Raw genomic sequence first — 18,111 nt, forward strand, 5'->3', positions numbered from 1 at the left:
GTGCGCTGAAAAAACTGAAGGAAATTATAAATGTCCGCAGCTTCAGCCGGGACGCTTTATGTGGTCGCGACCCCTATTGGCAATCTCCAGGATATTACGCGGCGAGCGCTGGAGGTGCTGAAGCAGGTGGACTGGATCGCTGCAGAAGATACCCGGCATACACGCCAGCTGTTGGCACATTACGGAATCAGCCGTCCCTTGATCAGTTTGCATGAACATAACGAGGCGAGCCGTGCTGAACAGCTTCTGGTGCGGTTGCAGAATGGCGAATGTGGCGCATTGGTGAGTGATGCCGGCACACCCTTGATCAGCGACCCGGGGGCTACGCTGGTTCGACGCTTGCGTGATGCAGGCATTCATGTTCGTGCAGTACCAGGCCCCTCGGCCCTGATTGCCGCACTCAGCATTGCCGGGTTGCCGACGGATCGCTTCGCCTTTGAAGGCTTTCTTCCGCCCAAGGCCGGTGCACGCCAGCGCGTCCTCGAGTCGCTAAAGGGTATGGCGCATACGCTTGTTTTTTATGAGGCGCCCCATCGCCTGCTGGCCTCACTTGAAGCCATGCAGGCGGTATGGGGGGCGGACCATGCCGCTGTGGTGGTGCGTGAACTGACCAAGCGGTTCGAATCGGTACAGGGCGAGACGTTGGGCGAGGTCCTGGCATACTTTGCGGCCCACCCTGACGAGGTTCGGGGCGAGTGCGTCATTCTGTTGGGCCCGGATGAGCCTCGTTCGGCTTCACCGGCGTTGGACCCGGCGGTGGTGCTGGGCGACCTGTTGGAAAAGGGGATTTCAGCAAAGGTTGCTGCGCAGCTTGCCAGTCGCTGGCTGGGTCTGCGCCGCAACGCGGCCTACAAGCTGGCCCAGTCATTAAAAAAAGCGTGAGAGTTTGTAGGGTGCACCATTTGTTTTGCATGTGACCGGGTTTGTCTTTCCATCGAGGTAGTTGGGTTTTTGAGTATTGCCCGCAAGCGTAGGGCAGTCGCCGAGGAGCTTGCAGTAGGTACTGATGCAGTGGCGGCAGCCACGTTTGACACACGCAGGGGCGCTTGAAAAAACGGTTCGCGCCCTTATTTACAATAGGCGTATAATGCGCATGCAAAAGCGAGCCGGGCAACCGCCAGTGAAAACTGGAGGAAAGTCCGGGCACCACAGAGCAGGATGCCAGCTAACTGCTGGGCGCCGTGAGGCGATGGAAAGTGCCGCAGAGAGCAGACCGCCGATGGCCCCGCAAGGGGCACAGGCAAGGGTGAAAGGGTGCGGTAAGAGCGCACCGCGCAACGGGCAACCGTTGTGGCAGGGTAAACCCCATCCGGTGCAAGACCAAATAGACGCACACGCAGCTTCGGCTGCACGGCCTTGCTCGGGCCGGTGCGTGGGTAGGTCGCTGGAGCCTGGACGCGAGTTCAGGCCGAGATGAATGGTTGCCACTTCCATCTGGAGGGACAGAACCCGGCTTACAGGCTCGCTTTTGCAATTCTTTCCCCACTTCATCCCACCTGTTCAGCAAGCAGTGAATCTGCACTCTCTTCCCCATATATTGTGTCTTGCAGCCTCGCTTTATCTATATGAAGAGGGTTCTGTTTGTTTCTTTTCTTTTCTCTGTTTATTTTTTTTCTTTGGTTTGATTTTTAACCTGTTGTAATTAAAGCATATTTTTATCTGTGGTCGCATTTTGATTGTGGCCTCTCCTCCCTTGTGCTTTGTCCGCTAAGTGCTTGTCAATCAAAGGAAAAATATCCGCTTTTTACGGTTGACACGTCTTTTCATCATCAATATAGTGGGCACAAGTGGCAAAAAGTGGGGAGTGGTGGTGACGTAATGTTTTTTCGCGGATTGCATCAGGTCAATCTGGACCAGAAGGGACGCCTTGCGATCCCCAAGCGCATCCGTGACGCCATCGCCCAGAGCGGAAACACCACCCTGGTTGCCACCATTGATCTGCAAAGTCCCTGCCTGTTGCTGTATCCCTTTGAAGAATGGAAGCATATCGAACAGAAAATCATGGCGTTGCCCAATATCGATCCCACGGCGCGACGCTATCAGCGTCTGTTTGTCGGGTTTGCCCACGAGCTGGACATGGATGGTCAGGGGCGTGTGCTGGTGCCGTCGGTATTGAGAGAGCATGTGGATCTTGAGAAGCAGGCCGTGTTGCTGGGGCAGGGTAACAAGCTGGAGCTGTGGCCGCAGGCGCGCTGGGATGAAACCTGCCCGGCCATGCTTGAAGATGTGCAAAACGAGCCGGTGCCCGAAGTGCTCACCAATTTGAGTATTTGATATGACCGACGCCCACTATCCCGTCATGCTGGAGGAGTCGCTGGAGGCGCTGGCGATTCGAGCGGATGGGCGCTATGTGGACGGAACGTTTGGGCGCGGTGGGCACAGCAGGGCCATTCTGTCACGGCTGGGGCCGGAGGGCCGTCTGCTAGCCATCGATCAGGACCCGGAAGCTGTGGAAGCCGGACGTGCGGCCATTCAGGATGCGCGTTTTGAAATCGAGCACGGCAGTTTTGCGCAACTGGAACAGTTTGTTTCTGAACGGGGCTGGACGGGTGCGGTAAACGGCATTCTGCTGGACCTCGGCGTTTCGTCTCCGCAGCTGGATACGCCTGAGCGTGGCTTCAGCTTTATGCGCGAGGGACCGCTGGACATGCGCATGAACCCGACAACGGGGTTGAGTGCGCTGGAATGGCTCAAGCAGGTGGATGAAAAAAGCCTGGCGGATGTCATTCGTCGCTATGGCGAGGAACGCTTTGCAGGGCGAATCGCCCGTGCCATCAAGACGGCACTGGAAGAGGAGGCGCTTAAAACGACACTGGATCTGGCCAATGTCATCAGTGCAGCCGTGCCGCGTAGGGAAATGCATAAGCATCCGGCCACACGAACCTTTCAGGCGATTCGCATTGCCGTGAATGGGGAGCTGGATGCGCTGGAAGCGGTGCTTGAGCAGGCGGAACGGGTGCTTGCCCCGGGAGGCCGACTGGTGGTGATCAGTTTTCATTCGCTGGAAGACCGCATTGTCAAGCGCTTTATCCGTGAGCACAGCCGGGCGCGGGATCTCTTTCCGGATTCGCCCGTGCCGGTGGCCTACAGCGAGCCAACGCTACAGGCCATTGGCAAGGCGCATTTTCCCAGCGAGGCGGAGTGCGCCGAAAACATCCGCTCCCGCAGTGCGGTGATGCGGGTGGCAGAAAAGATTTAAGCGTACGTTCTGCCGCGTTGCTCTGGAGGGCGACTCGGCAGAAGGTACAGGTTTGGTCGGCCAGTGCAGTATGAACCCGCTGCACTGTCCGCTGGGTAGTCAGGGGTTCAATCAACAGGAGAGTCATCATGAAATTTGAGCTACACGAAGCAGACAGCGTGCGCGACCCTGGCATGCCGGTCATCAAGGTCGTCGGCCTTGGCGGGGGCGGCGGCAATGCCGTGGATTACATGGTGCGCAATCACGTGGAAGGCGTCGATTTTATCGTTGCCAATACGGATGCGCAGGCACTTAACAGCCTGCAGGCGCCAATCAAGATCCAGCTGGGCAAGAGCGGCCTGGGTGCCGGTGCGCGTCCCGACAAGGGGCGTGAAGCTGCGCGGGAAGCGCTGGATGAAATCCGTGAGCAGCTGCGCAATGCAGACATGGTGTTTATCACGGCTGGCATGGGCGGCGGGACCGGTACCGGAGCGGCCCCCGTTGTAGCGCAGATTGCCCGCGAAATGGGCATCCTGACCGTGGGCGTCGTCTCCAAGCCGTTCAAGTTCGAGCGTCGTGACAAGGTGGCCGAGCAGGGGATTGCCGAACTGCGCGATCAGGTTGACTCCCTGATCGTGGTGCCCAACGACAAGCTGATTCAGGTCTTGGGTGGTGACTTCCTGATGGTCAAGGCATTCGACTATGCAAATGAGGTGCTGCACGGTGCGGTGCAGGGCATTGCCGAGCTGATCACGCGCCCCGGACTGATCAACGTGGACTTTGAAGACGTGCGCACCGTCATGTCCCAGCAGGGTTATGCGCTGATGGGTGTCGGCGCCGCTACCGGCGAGAACCGCGCCCGTGCCGCAGCGGAAAAGGCCATTCGCAATCCGCTGCTGGAAGACGTGAACGTGAAGGGCGCACGCGGTGTGCTGGTCAATGTTACCGCCGGCATGGACTTTACCATGCAGGAATGGGAAGAAGTTGGCAAGCTGGTCGAGGAAGTGGCCGGCCCGGACAGCGAAGTGATCGTGGGCACTTCCATCGACCCGAATATGGAAAACGAACTGCGCGTCACTGTGGTGGCAACCGGTCTCGAATACATTGGCCAGCAGGCTGCCCCGCAGGCGCGTCGTACGCGTCCCCAGCCGCAACCCGATCGTGCCGAGCAGGCTGAGCCGGAAGCAGCCAGTAACAAGCCCGAGTATGACCTGAAACCCACTGGGGCGCCTGAGCCTGGCGTGGCGCGCATGAAACCGGCCGTCGCGGAACCGGAACCCGTGCGAAATGTGCAGCCTCAGCGTGCCGCGCGGGTGGCCAATGGTCCCAACGAAGGCTTTATCAGTCCGACGGATATTCTGGATATTCCCACCTTTTTGCGCCGTCAGGCTGACTGAGGCGGGATATGCCTGAACGATGATGACTCTTCTCGGGTCCGCGCGTCGCCTGCTGGGTGGCCGCGGACTTTTACTCATTCTGCTGGGCGCGATTCTGCTGGCAGAAGCCTGGGGCGTGGTGGTCGTACGTCAACAGGTACGGGAAGCATCGACCCACTATGCGCAATTGTTGCAGCAGCAGCGGGAGCAGCAGACTCGCTGGACGCAGTTGGTGCTGGAATATAGCCACCTGATTTCACCTCTTAGGGTGGAGCGTGCGGCACGGCAGCAATTGCGCATGGTGCATCAGTCACCGGTTCAAACCATTATTCTCCATGAAAATCGCTGATCTGCGCGCCGTACTGAAACGCGAGCATTGGGTGCTGGCCGGCCTGATTATCGCCATGCTGGTGCTGACCTGGCGTGCGTGGAGCGTACAGATCGAACAGGCCGCATTCCTCAAGGCGCAGGCACAGCTGCGCCATGTACGCATGATGGCGCTGCCTGCCAGTCGGGGCGTCATCTATGACCGCAATCAACAGGTGCTGGCGCTATCTACCCCGGTTGCGGATGTGTGGGTCGATCCCAAGCTGGCCTGTGCTCGTATTGAGGATTTAAAACCACTGGCCAAGCTGCTGGGGCAGAACTGGACCAGTCTGAAAAAACGCATCAGCGGTCGCTGCAGTCAGCGCTTCCTCTATCTGCGTCGACAGGTATTGCCCGCCCTTGCAGAGCGCATCAAGGCATTAAGCCTGCCCGGCGTGTATGTGAACGAAACCTACAAGCGCTACTACCCCGAAGCCGAAACGGCCGCTCACCTGATCGGCTTTACCAATATTGATGATCAGGGTCAGGCGGGACTGGAAAAGAGTTATGACAGCTGGCTGCGCGGCACACCAGGCAAGGTGCGGGTCATCAAGGATGTGCGCGGCCGCGTGGTGGATTTCTACGATACCCTGACACCAGTGAAGCCGGGACGGGACATGACCCTGGCGCTGGATCAGCGCATCCAGTATTTCACCTACCGGGCGCTCAAGCGCGCCATGGTGATTCATCAGGCGCGTGCCGCCGCAGCGATCGTTCTGGACGCGCGTACCGGCGAGATTCTCGCGCTGGCCAGCCAGCCCGGCTATAACCCCAACGACCGCAGTCAGCTGAGCCCGAAACGCACCCGTAACCATGCCGTCTCGGACCTGATGGAGCCTGGTTCAACGGTCAAGCCCTTCATCATGGCCAAGGCGCTGGATCTGGGACTTGTGCAGCCTGAAGAGGTGATCGATACGTCGCCGGGGCGGCTGGTGATCGATGGTGAAGTGGTGCGTGACGATCACAACAAGGGGCCGCTGACACCCACCGGCATTATTCAGCACTCCAGCAACGTGGGCATTTCCAAAATCGCCCTGCGAATGGACCCCAAAACCCAATGGCAGCTCTATCATCAGCTGGGCTTTGATCAGGACAGCGGTCTGTTTCTGCACGGTGAGGCGCTTGGTCAGCTGAAAACCCCCGATGTATGGAGCCGCGTGGATCAGGCGTGGACCGCATTCGGCTACGGTTTTCAGGTGACGCTGTTGCAGTTGGCGCGGGCCTACCTGACGCTGGCCAGTGATGGCATGACACGTCCGTTGCAGCTGTTTCGTCAGGACGGCGTCCTCCCGGAGGGTGAGCGTGTCTTTTCGGTGGATGCGGCCCGGTGTGTGCGTGCCATGATGGAGAAAGTGACTGCACGAGGCGGGACGGCGCCCAAGGCACATATTCCGGGCTACAGCGTGGCAGGCAAGACCGGCACGGCCCACAAGCTGGGCGGGGGACAGTACAGCCTGCAGAAGTACCGCAGTCTGTTTGCCGGCATCGTGCCGGCGGATGACCCTGAATTCGTCATGGTTGTCATGGTGGATGAGCCCAGTCGCGGCGTCTATTATGGAGGGGCTGTCGCTGCCCCGGTTTTTCAGGAAGTCATGCGTCAGGCGCTGCGGCTGCGCAATGTGCCGCCGGATCGGGAGGAGTAATGCGTACTCTGGCAGAGCTCGCTGCCTGGTGGGGCTTGGATACAGATGCGAGTGGATCGGTCTCACGGGTGGTAGCTGACAGTCGCGAGGTTCGCGCGGGTGATCTCTTTTTGGCCCTGCCGGGTGCGCACGTGCACGGCAGCCGCTTTGCCCAGCAGGCACTGCAGGCCGGTGCGGTCGCTGTGCTGAGTGACCGCCCGGTGCCGGGCCAGGATCGGGTGCTGGTTGTACCCGATCTGGCTGCGCGCCTGGCCGAATTCGTGCGCTGGTTCTACTCGGCGCCTGATGCCAGGCTCAAGGTGGTCGGCGTGACCGGAACCAATGGCAAGAGTTCCACCGTATGGTATGCGGCGCAGATGCTCACCGCCCTCGACCATCGTGTCGGCGTCATCGGTACCCTCGGCTATGGCCTCTGGCCACGGCTGCAGGCCGGTGCCAATACGACGCCGGATGTGGTGCGCCTGTATGGCCTGCTGCATGACTTCCTCGAAGCTGGTGTGGATACGGTGCTCATGGAAGTCTCTTCCCACGCCATTGCGATGGGCCGGATTGACGGCCTGCAGTTCGAGGGCGTGGCGCTCACGCAGATGACGCGCGATCACCTGGATTTTCATGGCACCCTTGAGGCGTATCATGCCACCAAGGCGCGGCTGTTTATCGACTGGCCCAGCTGTTGGCAGGTGCTCAATGTGGACGATGCGCAAGGGGCCGCGCTGGTGCAGAAGGTTGCGCACCCTGTTACCTATGGCCATCACGCGGCTGACTGGCGTTGCAATGCGTTAAGTGCCGGACAAACGGGCCTGAGCGGCCGTGTAGCGCATAAAAATAAGGTTTTTGCCTGCAAAACGTCCCTGTATGGCCGCTACAACGCCGAGAATATGCTGTGCGCCAGCGCGATTGTTGAAAAAGTCGGGGACCCCCCTGTTGGACGGTGGGAAACCCTGTGGCAAATGCTTGAACCAGTGGAGGGACGCATGGAAAGGATCGCCGACAAACCGAATGTATTTATCGACTACGCCCATACGCCGGATGCACTGGAGGCGGTATTGAACAGCCTGCGCGAACACTTTCCTGAGCGCACGCTCTGGGTCGTGTTTGGCGCGGGCGGAGGTCGCGATCAGGGCAAGCGCCCGTTGATGGGGGCGGTGGCTGATCGCCTGGCCGACCGCATCATTCTGACCAGCGACAATCCCCGCTGCGAGGATCCGGAGCAGATCATCCATGAGATTGCGGCGGGCATCAAGACACATTCATACAAGACGTTCCCCAATCGGGCGCGCGCCATTCAAACCGCCCTGCAGTGTGCTGGGCCGGACGATGTGGTGCTGATTGCCGGCAAGGGGCATGAAAGCTGGCAGGAATTCTGCGGCGAGCGTGTGCCCTTCAGCGACAAGGATGAGGCCCTCAAGTGGGTGAAGGGCTAAACCTCGATCTGCAGGCGGCCAGCCAGGCCTTTGGCGGCCGCTGGCTGAATGGCCCACCGCAGACGCTGATCCAGCGCGTGCAGACCGACAGCCGCCAGGTCCAGCCGGGCGATCTGTTTGTGGCGCTGAAGGGCGCGCGCTTTGATGCGCACGCCTTTTTGCCGCAAGTGATGGCGGCCGGGGCCGCGGCTGCGATGGTTTCAGCCGTGGATCCTGCGCTGCTGTTGCCGCAATGGGTGGTGAAGGATACACGGGCGGGGCTGGGATCCCTTGCCGCCTGGCACGCACAGCAGCTGAACACCCGTCGGGTGGCGGTCACCGGCAGCAATGGCAAAACCAGCGTCAAGGAGATGCTGGCGCAGGTATTAAGCCGCGTCGGAGACACGCTGGCGACACAGGGCAATCTCAATAACGACATTGGTGTGCCCCTGACGCTGCTGCGTCTGCGTGCGCACCACCGTTTTGCCGTCATCGAAACCGGTGCCAACCACGTGGGCGAGATCGCCCGGCTGGGGCAGTGGGTCAGGCCCGAAGGCGGCATTATTACGCAGGCGGCCCCCGCGCATGTGGGCGAGTTCGGCGGGCTGCACGCCATTGTGCGCGCCAAGGGCGAGCTGATCGATACGGTGCAGCCCGGTGGTTGGATCGTGCTCAATCGGGACAGTACCGGGTTTGCCTACTGGTACAGCCGTGCGCGTCAGCGGAGCCTTGCCATTTACACCTTTGGGCGCCATGCCGATGTGCAGGTGCGCATCGCGTCCGTGCAGCAGAGGCGTGGCGGACTGGAGGGCGTGTTGGATGTAAGCGGGGAACAATTGCCTTTTTCACTGCCACTGTGGGGCCTGCACCATGCGCACAATCTGGCGGCTGTCGTGGCTGCGGTGAGGGCCATGGGCCTTTCGGCTACGGCGGCCATTGAGGCATTAATGGGCTTTCGTGGCGCACCGGGCCGTATGCAACCCATCGCATTGCGCGGTGGCGGTGTGCTGATGGACGACAGCTATAATGCCAACCCGGCGTCGGTGCGCGCCGCAGTGGAAACACTGATCCGTACGGGTGCACCGGTGGCAGTGTGTCTTGGTGCACTGGCCGAGCTTGGCGAGGAGAGTGAGGTGATCCATGCCGAGCTGGGTCGCTGGCTGGCCGAACAGGGTGTGCAGGCACTATGGACATTCGGCCAGGGGGCTGCGCCTGCCGCAACTGCATTTGGTGCCCATGGCAGCCTGCATGAAGACCACGCGGCGGTGGGCGAGGCGGTGGCAGCCTGGCTGGCAGCGCATCCGCAAGGCATGGTGCTGGTGAAAGGATCGCGCAGTGCCGCCATGGAGCGGGTGATCGAATATCTGAGGAGCGAACATGCTGATCTATTTGACTGACTGGCTGGCGCAGTTCGAGCCGTCGTTTCGGGTGTTTCATTACATTACCCTGCGTGCCATTCTCGCCACCCTGACAGCGCTGGTGGTCTCCTTTCTGATCGGTCCGCTGGTAATTCGCTGGCTCACGCGGCTGAAAGTCGGGCAGGCAATCCGTGAGGACGGACCGCAGACCCATCTGGTCAAGGCAGGAACGCCTACGATGGGCGGGGTGATGATCCTGTTTGCAGTGGGGCTGTCGGTGCTGCTGTGGGGTGAGCTGTCCAATCCCTATCTTTTGATTGCACTGCTGACGACACTGGCGTTTGGGCTGATCGGCTTCTGGGATGATTACAAGAAGGTGGTGTACCGCGACCCCAACGGCATGAAGGCACGACACAAGTATCTGCTGCAGTCCATCGTGGGGTTGGCGGCAGTGGTTGCCCTCTATCAGGTGGGACCACAGCCGCAGATGTCGCAGCTGCTGATTCCCTTCATGAAGGATACCTGGATTCCGCTGGGTATCGGCGCGGTCGTGCTCGGCTATTTTGTCATCGTAGGGACCTCCAATGCGGTCAATCTGACCGATGGTCTGGATGGTCTGGCCATTCTTCCCGCCGCCATGGTGGCCGGGGCACTGGGGGTGTTTGCCTATGTAAGTGGCCACGCGGTCTTTTCCAAGTATCTGCACATTCCTTACATTCCGGGTGTGGGCGAGTTGACCATTTTCGCGGGCGCCATTGTGGGGGCGGGTCTGGGGTTTTTGTGGTTCAACGCCCACCCGGCGCAGGTGTTCATGGGCGATGTGGGCTCGCTGGCGCTGGGCGCTGCGCTGGGGGTGCTGGCCATTGCCACCCGTCAGGAGCTGGTGCTGTTCATCATGGGGGGGGTGTTCGTGGCGGAAACCATTTCAGTCATACTGCAGGTGGGGTCGTACAAGCTGCGGCGCAAGCGCATCTTTCTCATGGCCCCCATTCATCACCATTTTGAACAGAAGGGCTGGCACGAGTCGCAGGTCATCGTGCGTTTCTGGATCATCACCATCATTCTGGTGCTGATCGGTCTGGCCAGCCTGAAGATTCGCTAGCATGCAAGGGGATACCGCTGTCATCGGCCTGGGCCTGACCGGCCAATCCGTCCTGCGTCATCTGGCACCCACGGGACGGCTGGCCTGGGCGTTCGATACGCGACCAACACTGGATACCGCCCCTGCTGAGGCGCTGGTCCCCAATCTGCCCATTTATATGGGCAGTCTGCCGGAATCCGCCTGGACCGGCATCCAGCGTGTCGTTGTGTCGCCAGGGATTGCGGTATCGTCGCCGGTGCTGGCGCCAGCTCGTGTTCGCGGTATCGAGATCCTTGGCGATGTCGAGCTGTTTGCCCAGGCCACCGATACGCCGGTGATCGCCATAACCGGCTCCAACGGAAAGAGCACGGTCACCACGCTGGTGGCGCAGCTGCTGCAGGCCGCTGGGCTGCGAGCGCCGGCCGGTGGCAATCTGGGCACGCCCGCCTTGGATCTGCTGACGCAGCCGGCGGACGTGTACGTGTTGGAACTGTCCAGTTTTCAGCTGGAAACCACCTTTTCCCTGCGTCCAGCCGCTGCAGCCGTGCTCAACCTGAGCGAAGATCACATGGATCGCTATGCGGACCTTGAGGCTTACGCTGCCGCCAAGCGGCGCATTCTTGACGGCGCGGCACTGGCCGTTCTGCCGCCGGAGCTGGCGCACTGGGCCCGTGCAGATCAGTCGCTGCGCATCTTTGATCCTGCCCCGCCCGAAGACGAGGCAGCTTATGGGGTGCAAGACGGCTGGCTGTGTCGAGGCGGTCAGAAGCTGGTGCCGGTGTCAGCGCTTGCCCAGCCTACGGCACATATGCTACGCAATGCGCTGGCGGCGCTGGCGCTGGTGGAGCCGCTCAAGTTGACGCCGGCGCAGATGACTGCCGCAGTGTCCGCCTTTCAGGGCCTTCCGCACCGCACCGAGCACATTCCCACCCAGGACGGTATCCGCTGGATCAATGACTCCAAGGGCACCAATGTGGGCGCCACCCTTGCCGCACTGAACAGCTTTGCGCAACGGCAGCCCGTGATCCTGCTGCTGGGTGGCGTGGGCAAGGGACAGGACTTTTCACCGTTGGCTCAGGCGGTGCAGACCCAGGCGCGGTCGGTGATCGTGTACGGTCAGGATCGGGATGCCATTGCAGGCGCCCTGGCCGGCCACCCTGATCTGACGGTTGTGGATTCGTTTGAGGAGGCCATGGCGCTCGCACGCCAGCGAGCACAGGCAGGTGATACGGTGCTGTTTTCACCGGCGTGTGCCAGCTTCGATGAATTTCCCAACTATGTGGCCCGTGGCGAGGCGTTTAAACGAGTGGTGATGGGCCATGAGCAGTGAGCGGCGTTTCCCGGTAGATCCGTGGCTTGTGGGCGCGCTGGTGGTGCTGGCGGCTCTGGGCTTGACCATGGTGCTGTCGGCGTCCATGGCCATTGCCGAGCGGCGCTTCGATGATCCGTGGCATTATTTTGTGCGCCAGGCGCTGGCGATGGGGCTGGGAGTGGTGGTCATGGCACTGGTGCTGCGGGTTCCAACGGAATGGTGGATGCGCCACCGCGGCAAGCTGCTGATTGCAGCGCTGGTGCTGCTGGTACTGGTGCTGGGCATTGGTCGCGAGATCAATGGTGCAAAACGCTGGCTGCCGCTGGGCATCATGAACTTTCAGCCGGCGGAATTCGCCAAGCTGGCTACCGTCATTTTCATGGCCGGATATCTGGCCCGGCATCAGTCATCGGTGCGGGAAGACTTTGGCGCCATGATGCGTCTCGCCCTGCCATTCGGCGTAATGGCGCTGCTGCTGCTGGCCGAACCGGATTACGGCTCCACCTTTGTCATCATGGTCGTGATTGCGGCGCTGCTGGTGATCGCTGGTGCGCCGTGGCGCTACTTCATCATGCTGGTGCTGCCCATCGCCTCCATGCTGGCGGTGCTGGTGGTGATGTCGCCCTATCGCATGGCGCGAGTGACCACCTTTCTGGACCCGTGGGCGGATCCGTTTGGCAAGGGCTACCAGCTTGTGCAGGCGCTGATCGCACTGGGGAGTGGTGGCGTAGGCGGTGTCGGTCTGGGCGAGAGTGTGCAGAAGCTGCTTTATCTGCCTGATGCGCACACCGATTTTATCTTCTCCATCTATGGGGAGGAGTTCGGATTTATCGGCGTGCTGTTTCTGATCGCGCTGTACGGTTTTATCGGTTGGCGGTTGTTCCGGGTAGGGGCGCGTGCCATGGCTGTAGACCGGATCTTCCAGGCGCTGGTGGTGTATGGCGTGGCGGTGTGGTTCATGCTGCAGGCGCTGATAAACATGGGCGTTAACCTGGGACTGTTCCCCACCAAGGGGCTGACCTTGCCGCTGTTCAGCTACGGGGGCTCCAGCGTGGTCATTTTTGCCATGGCGCTGGCGCTGGCGTTGCGGGTTGACTATGAAAACCGCATGGAGGCCACCCATGCTTGAACGCATGACCATCATGGCAGGCGGAACCGGCGGGCACGTCTTTCCTGGCCTCGCCATTGCCGAGGTGTTTCGTGAGCGAGGTGTTCAGGTAGCCTGGATCGGCACCGAAGGGGGCATGGAAGCCGAGTGGGTGCGGCGCGCGGGCATTCCCTTTGACGCCATCGCCATTCGCGGCCTGCGTGGCAAGGGGTTGGCCGGCTGGCTCAAGGCCCCGTGGAACGTGGCGCGTGCCACCATGCAGGCGCGCCGCATTCTGCAGCAGCAGGGGGCGCAGGCGGTACTGAGTATGGGGGGCTTTGTGTGCGGCCCCGGCGGGCTGGCGGCAAAAACACTGGGGCTGCCGCTGTTCATCCATGAACAGAATGCCGTGCCTGGGCTGACGAATCGCCTGCTGGCACCCTTTGCACAGGCCGTGTTTGCCGCGTTCCCCCTGAAGCACCATTCACTGGGCCAGCGGGTGCAGGTGGTGGGTAATCCCGTGCGCCGCGAGATTGTGGCTGTGCCGCCGCTAACACCGCATGAACCCTGCCATCTGCTGGTCGTGGGCGGCAGCCGCGGCGCGCTGGCACTCAATGAGACAGTGCCTGCAGCTTTGGCGCTGTTGCCTGAAGGCAGCCGTCCCGAAGTATGGCACCAGACAGGCATGGCCACCTATGATGCGGCCGTTGCTGCCTATGCGCGCCACGGGATTCGCGCACGCATCGAGCCTTTCATTGATAATATGGCTCAAGCCTATGCCTGGGCCGATCTGGTGGTAAGCCGCAGCGGCGCGCTGACGGTCAGCGAGCTGATGGCGGCGGGGCGTCCCGCCATTATGGTGCCGTTTCCCCATGCGGTGGATGATCATCAGCGCGCCAATGCCGAAGTCATTGAAGCCATCGGCGCAGGCACCTGTATCGTGCAGCAGGCACTGACACCGGAGCGACTGGCTGCAGCGCTGCAGGACTGGTGTCAGTCTGACAGACTGATGAGTGCAGCTGAGGCGATGCGCGCCCATGCCCGCACCGATGCGGCGGAGAAAATCGTCGCCACGATAATGGAATACCATGCAAGATAGAATCAGACACATCCACTTTGTCGGCATCGGCGGGGTCGGTATGGCCGGCATCGCCGAGGTATGCCTTAACCTGGGGTATACCGTCAGCGGTTCGGACATTCAGGAATCGGCCAATACGACTCGGCTGGCGGCGCTGGGTGCCCGTATCTTTATCGGCCACAGCGAGCAGGCGGTGCAGGGCGCCGACGTGGTGGTGGTGTCGTCTGCCGTGCCGGAACAGAACCCGGAAATCATCCATGCACGCGCGCAGCGCATTCCAGTCATTCCCCGCGCCATGATGCTGGCGGAACTGATGCGCATGCGCTACGGCATCGCCATCGCCGGCACCCATGGCAAGACCACGACCACCAGTCTTACGGCAGCCATTCTCACCGAAGGCGGGCTGGATCCCACCTATGTCATTGGCGGGCGCCTCAATCAGACCGGCAGTCACGCGCGCTTGGGCGCCAGCGAGTATCTGGTGGCGGAAGCGGATGAATCGGACGCCTCTTTTCTGCATCTGCTACCGCACATGGCGGTGATTACCAATATCGAACCGGATCACATGGGCACCTATGGCGGTGATTTTGAGCAGCTGAAGGAAACCTTCGTTCAGTTTGTGCAGCGTCTGCCCTTTTACGGTCAGCTCATCGTGTGCAATGAGGACGAAACCATTCGCCAGCTGCTGCCCCGATTCGAGCGCCACACGCTGACCTATGGGCTGGATGATTCGGCGGATCTGTGGGCGGAGTCCATTGAGTTTGCCGGGCTGCGCAGCCACTTTGTGCTGCGCCGGGGCGATCTTGCGTTGCCGATTACCCTGAATATGCCCGGGGAGCACAATGTGCTCAATGCGCTGGCGGCTGCCGCGGTGGCACTGGAGCTGGGCGTGGCGCCCGACGCCATTGCCCGTGCGCTGGAGGCATTTCATGGTGTGGGCCGCCGCTTCAACGTCTATCCACAGCGGCGTGTGGGCTCACACTGCGTCACGCTGGTGGATGACTACGGTCATCATCCCACCGAAGTGGGCGCGACGCTGCAGGCAGCCGTTCAGGCATTCCCGGGGCAGCGCAGGGTGCTGGTGTTTCAGCTGCACCGCTACAGTCGCACAGCCGAACAGTTCGACCGCTTTGTGAGTGAGTTGCAGCAGGCGGACTGTGTGATTCTGCCGCCGGTGTATGCGGCGGGCGAGGCACCCGTGCCCGGTGCGGACCACCGCGCCATTGCTCAGGCCCTGCGTACGCAGGGGTATGCCAATGTATTTGTAAGCGAGTCGCTGGAAGAGGCGCGCGAACTGGCTGAGAAAGTGGTGGAAGACGGCGATATTCTTTTGGTTCTCGGTGCAGGCAATGTAGGCCAGCTTGCACGACAGTGGCAACAGGAGGTGTGTGCATGACGTTTGGACGGGTGGCAGTTCTGATGGGGGGCGTATCCGAGGAGCGTCCGATTTCCCTGCGCAGTGGCGAGGCGGTGACTGCGGCATTGCAGCGCCAGGGCATTGATGCGACCGCCTGCGATGTGCGCACGCTGGACGATCTTATTAAGGTGGCCGACAGCTATGACCTTGCCTTTATCGCCCTGCACGGACGTTGGGGGGAAGACGGTACGGTTCAGGGTATTCTCGATACGCTCGGCATGCCCTATACCGGCAGCGGCCTGGCCGCCTCGGCGCTGGCGATGGACAAGTTGCGCAGCAAGCTGGCCTGGCGCGGCGCCGGCTTGCCGACTCCGGCGTTTGATGTAATCACACCGCAGGCGCCGCTGGATCTGACTCAGTACATGCTGGGTTTTCCGGTAATGGTCAAGCCCGCGCGTGAGGGCTCCAGTATCGGCATCAGCCGGGCGGATACGCCGGAAATGCTGCATGAGGCGGTGGAGATCGCGCTGAAGTATGACGATGAGGTGCTGCTGGAACAGTGGATCGATGGCACGGAATACACCGCGGGGATTGTGGGTGAACGGGTGTTGCCGCTGATTCGGCTGGAGACGCCACGGCAATTCTATGATTACACCGCCAAGTATGAAGCGGGTGACACGCAGTATCACTGTCCCTGCGGCCTGAATGCCGTGCAGGAAGCGGAAATTGCAGAACTGTGTTTGGAAGCGTTTCATACGCTGGGCGCCCAGGACTGGGGCCGCGTGGACGTGATGGTGGATGGAGAAGGCAAGCCCTGGCTGATCGAGCTCAATACGGTGCCCGGCATGACCGATCACTCGCTGGTGCCCATGGCCGCGAAGGCGGCCGGCATGGATTTCGATACGCTGGTGCGCACCATTCTTGAGGTGAGCCTGACCCGGTGAAGCGGCTCACCCTGATCTGGACCCTGCTGGCGCTGCTGCTGTTCGCGGGGATCTACACCTATCTGGGTACGCAGCAGATCGAGCGGATTCGCATCGAGGTGCAGGGGGAACACCTGTCAGCCGAGGCGCTGCGCCCGCGCGTGGAAGCATGGCATGGGGCGCGTTTCTGGTCGCTGGACCTGCAACAGGTGCGCGAGGCCGTGATCGCTGATCCTTGGGTAGCCAAGGCGCAGGCATGGCGGGTGTGGCCGCACACCCTGGTGGTGCGTGCCACGGCCGAGGTGCCGGTGGCGCGCTGGGACAATGCCGCACTGGTGGATCGTCGTGGCCACGTTTTTTACCCCCCGGAGGGGACACAGGCTTTTGCCAATCTGCTGCGGCTGGACGGCCCGGATCCCAAGGCGGCGCCTGCACTTCTGGAACTGGCGGTGCGTCTTTCACGGCTGGCGCCGGAATGGGGATTGACACGGCTGGAGGCCGTCCCCGGCGGTTCGGTGCTGACGTACTGGTCAAAACAGCATCCGATTTGGCTGGAGCAGGCGCAGGCCGGTGTGCAACTACGGCGTCTGCAGCAGACATGGGACGCGGTGAAACCGGCGCTGCGCCAAGCCACGGATCATATTGATTTGCGCTATAGTAATGGCTTTGTAATCAAACTGCGGAACGAGCACGATGGCATTGAGAAAACAGAGTGATGACGTCCTTGTCGGACTGGACATCGGCACTTCAAAAGTGGCGGCGGTCATCGCGCGCACCAAGGCGGATGGTTCACTCGAGGTGACCGGCGTCGGCGTCACGCCATCCCGCGGTTTGAAGAAAGGTGTCGTCGTGGACATCGATGCCACCACCCACGATATTCAGCATGCGGTGGAAGAGGCCGAAAAGATGGCCGGGATCAGCGTTGACTCGGTGTTTGTGGGCATCGCTGGTGACCATATCAGGAGCACCAACTCCCACGGCATGGTGGCGGTGCGCGGCAACGAGGTCACCGAGGAGGATATCCAGCGTGTAGTGGAAGCGGCCAGCACCCGGCCGATTGCCAACACCGAGAAAGTGCTGCACGTGTTGCCGCAGAGCTTTACCATCGACGGACAGAGCGGCATTCGCCAGCCAGTGGGCATGTCGGGCGTGCGTCTGGAAGCGTGGGTGCATCTGATCACCGGCAGCGTCAGTGGCATTCAGAATCTGGTCAAGTGCGTGCAGCGCTGCGATCTGGATGTGGAAGACATTGTGCTGGAGCAGCTGGCTTCCAGCGAAGCGGTGCTGTCCGAAGACGAGCGCGAACTGGGCGTGTGCGTGGTGGACATTGGCGGTGGCACCACCGATATTGCCGTGTTTCATCAGGGCGCCATCCGCCATACGGCGGTGATTCCCGTCGCCGGCGATCAGGTCACCAGCGATATCGCCATCGCCTTCCGCACGCCAACGCCGGAAGCGGAGCGCATCAAGTGTCGCTTCGGTGCCTGTCTGCCCACACTGGTGTCTGCCAGCGAGGAGATCGAAGTGCCCAGCGTGGGTGATCGCCCGGCGCGCTGTCTGAGCCGTCGCACCCTGGCCGAAGTAATCGAGCCTCGGTATGAAGAACTGTTTCAGCTGATTCAGGACGAACTGCGCAACAGCGGCTTCCTGGATCTGACCGCAGCCGGGGTGGTGCTGACCGGTGGCGGCAGCCGCATTGAAGGTGCGGTGGAGTTGGCCGAAGAGGTCTTCCACATGCCGGTGCGGTTGGGTGTGCCCCACAACCTGGGCTCGCTCAGCGATCAGCTGGCGGCGCCCCAGTATGCCACCACCGTAGGACTGCTGGAATATGGCCGCAAGCACCGTCCGCGCAATGGTTCCACACGCCTTGACATCCACAAGGCCGGCAACCTGCTGGCCCGCCTGAAAAATTGGTTCAAGAGCAGTTTCTGACCGCAGACTGCAAATAC

General features: G+C 61.3%; 16 protein-coding genes and 1 other RNA gene. All 17 read left to right on the forward strand.

The genetic code is table 11. The features are described from left to right. Positions 1–30: 30 nt before the first annotated feature. The 17 genes from rsmI to ftsA all read left to right on the forward strand — a co-directional run bounded on the left by rsmI (position 31) and on the right by ftsA (position 18,094). On the forward strand, positions 31–882 hold the full coding sequence (rsmI, locus tag BUQ81_RS02145; RefSeq protein WP_074200739.1) for a 16S rRNA (cytidine(1402)-2'-O)-methyltransferase: 852 nt from the start codon (positions 31–33) through the stop codon (positions 880–882). A 216-nt stretch (positions 883–1,098) separates the two neighbouring features. Then, positions 1,099–1,473, forward strand: an RNA gene (gene rnpB / locus BUQ81_RS02150) — RNase P RNA component class A. 345 nt (positions 1,474–1,818) lie between these two features. After that, on the forward strand, positions 1,819–2,274 hold the full coding sequence (gene mraZ / locus BUQ81_RS02155; protein ID WP_074200740.1) for a division/cell wall cluster transcriptional repressor MraZ: 456 nt from the start codon (positions 1,819–1,821) through the stop codon (positions 2,272–2,274). Position 2,275: 1 nt separating this feature from the next. Then, positions 2,276–3,199 (forward strand): 16S rRNA (cytosine(1402)-N(4))-methyltransferase RsmH, encoded by a 924-nt coding sequence (rsmH, locus tag BUQ81_RS02160; RefSeq protein ID WP_074200741.1) that lies wholly within the window; start codon positions 2,276–2,278, stop codon positions 3,197–3,199. A gap of 128 nt (positions 3,200–3,327) precedes the next feature. After that, positions 3,328–4,575: a cell division protein FtsZ gene (ftsZ, locus tag BUQ81_RS02165; protein WP_074200742.1), complete on the forward strand. Its 1,248-nt coding sequence runs from the start codon at positions 3,328–3,330 to the stop codon at positions 4,573–4,575. 19 nt (positions 4,576–4,594) lie between these two features. Then, a complete protein-coding gene (gene ftsL / locus BUQ81_RS02170; RefSeq protein WP_074200743.1) occupies positions 4,595–4,903 on the forward strand; it encodes a cell division protein FtsL in 309 nt (102 codons plus the stop codon). Continuing rightward, the gene (locus BUQ81_RS02175; RefSeq protein ID WP_074200744.1) at positions 4,890–6,563 is read left to right on the forward strand and encodes a peptidoglycan D,D-transpeptidase FtsI family protein; all 1,674 of its coding nucleotides are present in this window, start codon (positions 4,890–4,892) and stop codon (positions 6,561–6,563) included. The genes ftsL and BUQ81_RS02175 overlap by 14 nt, the downstream gene beginning before the upstream one ends. After that, positions 6,563–7,987, forward strand: a complete 1,425-nt coding sequence (locus tag BUQ81_RS02180; protein WP_074200936.1) for a UDP-N-acetylmuramoyl-L-alanyl-D-glutamate--2,6-diaminopimelate ligase — start codon at positions 6,563–6,565, stop codon at positions 7,985–7,987. Before BUQ81_RS02175 ends, BUQ81_RS02180 begins: the two co-directional genes overlap by 1 nt. Continuing rightward, entirely contained in the window at positions 7,972–9,363 is a 1,392-nt protein-coding gene (locus BUQ81_RS02185) for a UDP-N-acetylmuramoyl-tripeptide--D-alanyl-D-alanine ligase (protein ID WP_084188191.1), read from the forward strand. The genes BUQ81_RS02180 and BUQ81_RS02185 overlap by 16 nt, the downstream gene beginning before the upstream one ends. Next, positions 9,344–10,426 (forward strand): phospho-N-acetylmuramoyl-pentapeptide-transferase, encoded by a 1,083-nt coding sequence (mraY, locus tag BUQ81_RS02190; protein ID WP_074200745.1) that lies wholly within the window; start codon positions 9,344–9,346, stop codon positions 10,424–10,426. Before BUQ81_RS02185 ends, mraY begins: the two co-directional genes overlap by 20 nt. A 1-nt stretch (position 10,427) precedes the next feature. Beyond that, a complete protein-coding gene (gene murD / locus BUQ81_RS02195) occupies positions 10,428–11,735 on the forward strand; it encodes a UDP-N-acetylmuramoyl-L-alanine--D-glutamate ligase (RefSeq protein ID WP_074200746.1) in 1,308 nt (435 codons plus the stop codon). Further along, a complete protein-coding gene (gene ftsW, locus BUQ81_RS02200; protein WP_074200747.1) occupies positions 11,725–12,846 on the forward strand; it encodes a putative lipid II flippase FtsW in 1,122 nt (373 codons plus the stop codon). Before murD ends, ftsW begins: the two co-directional genes overlap by 11 nt. Continuing rightward, positions 12,839–13,903: an undecaprenyldiphospho-muramoylpentapeptide beta-N-acetylglucosaminyltransferase gene (murG, locus tag BUQ81_RS02205; protein WP_200770532.1), complete on the forward strand. Its 1,065-nt coding sequence runs from the start codon at positions 12,839–12,841 to the stop codon at positions 13,901–13,903. The genes ftsW and murG overlap by 8 nt, the downstream gene beginning before the upstream one ends. Next, the gene (gene murC / locus BUQ81_RS02210) at positions 13,893–15,278 is read left to right on the forward strand and encodes a UDP-N-acetylmuramate--L-alanine ligase (RefSeq protein ID WP_074200749.1); all 1,386 of its coding nucleotides are present in this window, start codon (positions 13,893–13,895) and stop codon (positions 15,276–15,278) included. The genes murG and murC overlap by 11 nt, the downstream gene beginning before the upstream one ends. Then, on the forward strand, positions 15,275–16,183 hold the full coding sequence (locus tag BUQ81_RS02215) for a D-alanine--D-alanine ligase (RefSeq protein ID WP_074200750.1): 909 nt from the start codon (positions 15,275–15,277) through the stop codon (positions 16,181–16,183). Before murC ends, BUQ81_RS02215 begins: the two co-directional genes overlap by 4 nt. Then, positions 16,180–16,878 carry a cell division protein FtsQ/DivIB gene (locus BUQ81_RS02220; RefSeq protein ID WP_074200751.1) on the forward strand — a complete coding sequence of 233 codons (699 nt, stop codon included), beginning with the start codon at positions 16,180–16,182 and terminating at the stop codon, positions 16,876–16,878. The genes BUQ81_RS02215 and BUQ81_RS02220 overlap by 4 nt, the downstream gene beginning before the upstream one ends. Beyond that, on the forward strand, positions 16,856–18,094 hold the full coding sequence (gene ftsA, locus BUQ81_RS02225; protein ID WP_074200752.1) for a cell division protein FtsA: 1,239 nt from the start codon (positions 16,856–16,858) through the stop codon (positions 18,092–18,094). Before BUQ81_RS02220 ends, ftsA begins: the two co-directional genes overlap by 23 nt. Positions 18,095–18,111 lie beyond the last annotated feature (17 nt).

It is taken from the genome of Sulfurivirga caldicuralii, from assembly GCF_900141795.1.
GTDB classification, from domain to species: Bacteria; Pseudomonadota; Gammaproteobacteria; order Thiomicrospirales; family Thiomicrospiraceae; genus Sulfurivirga; species Sulfurivirga caldicuralii.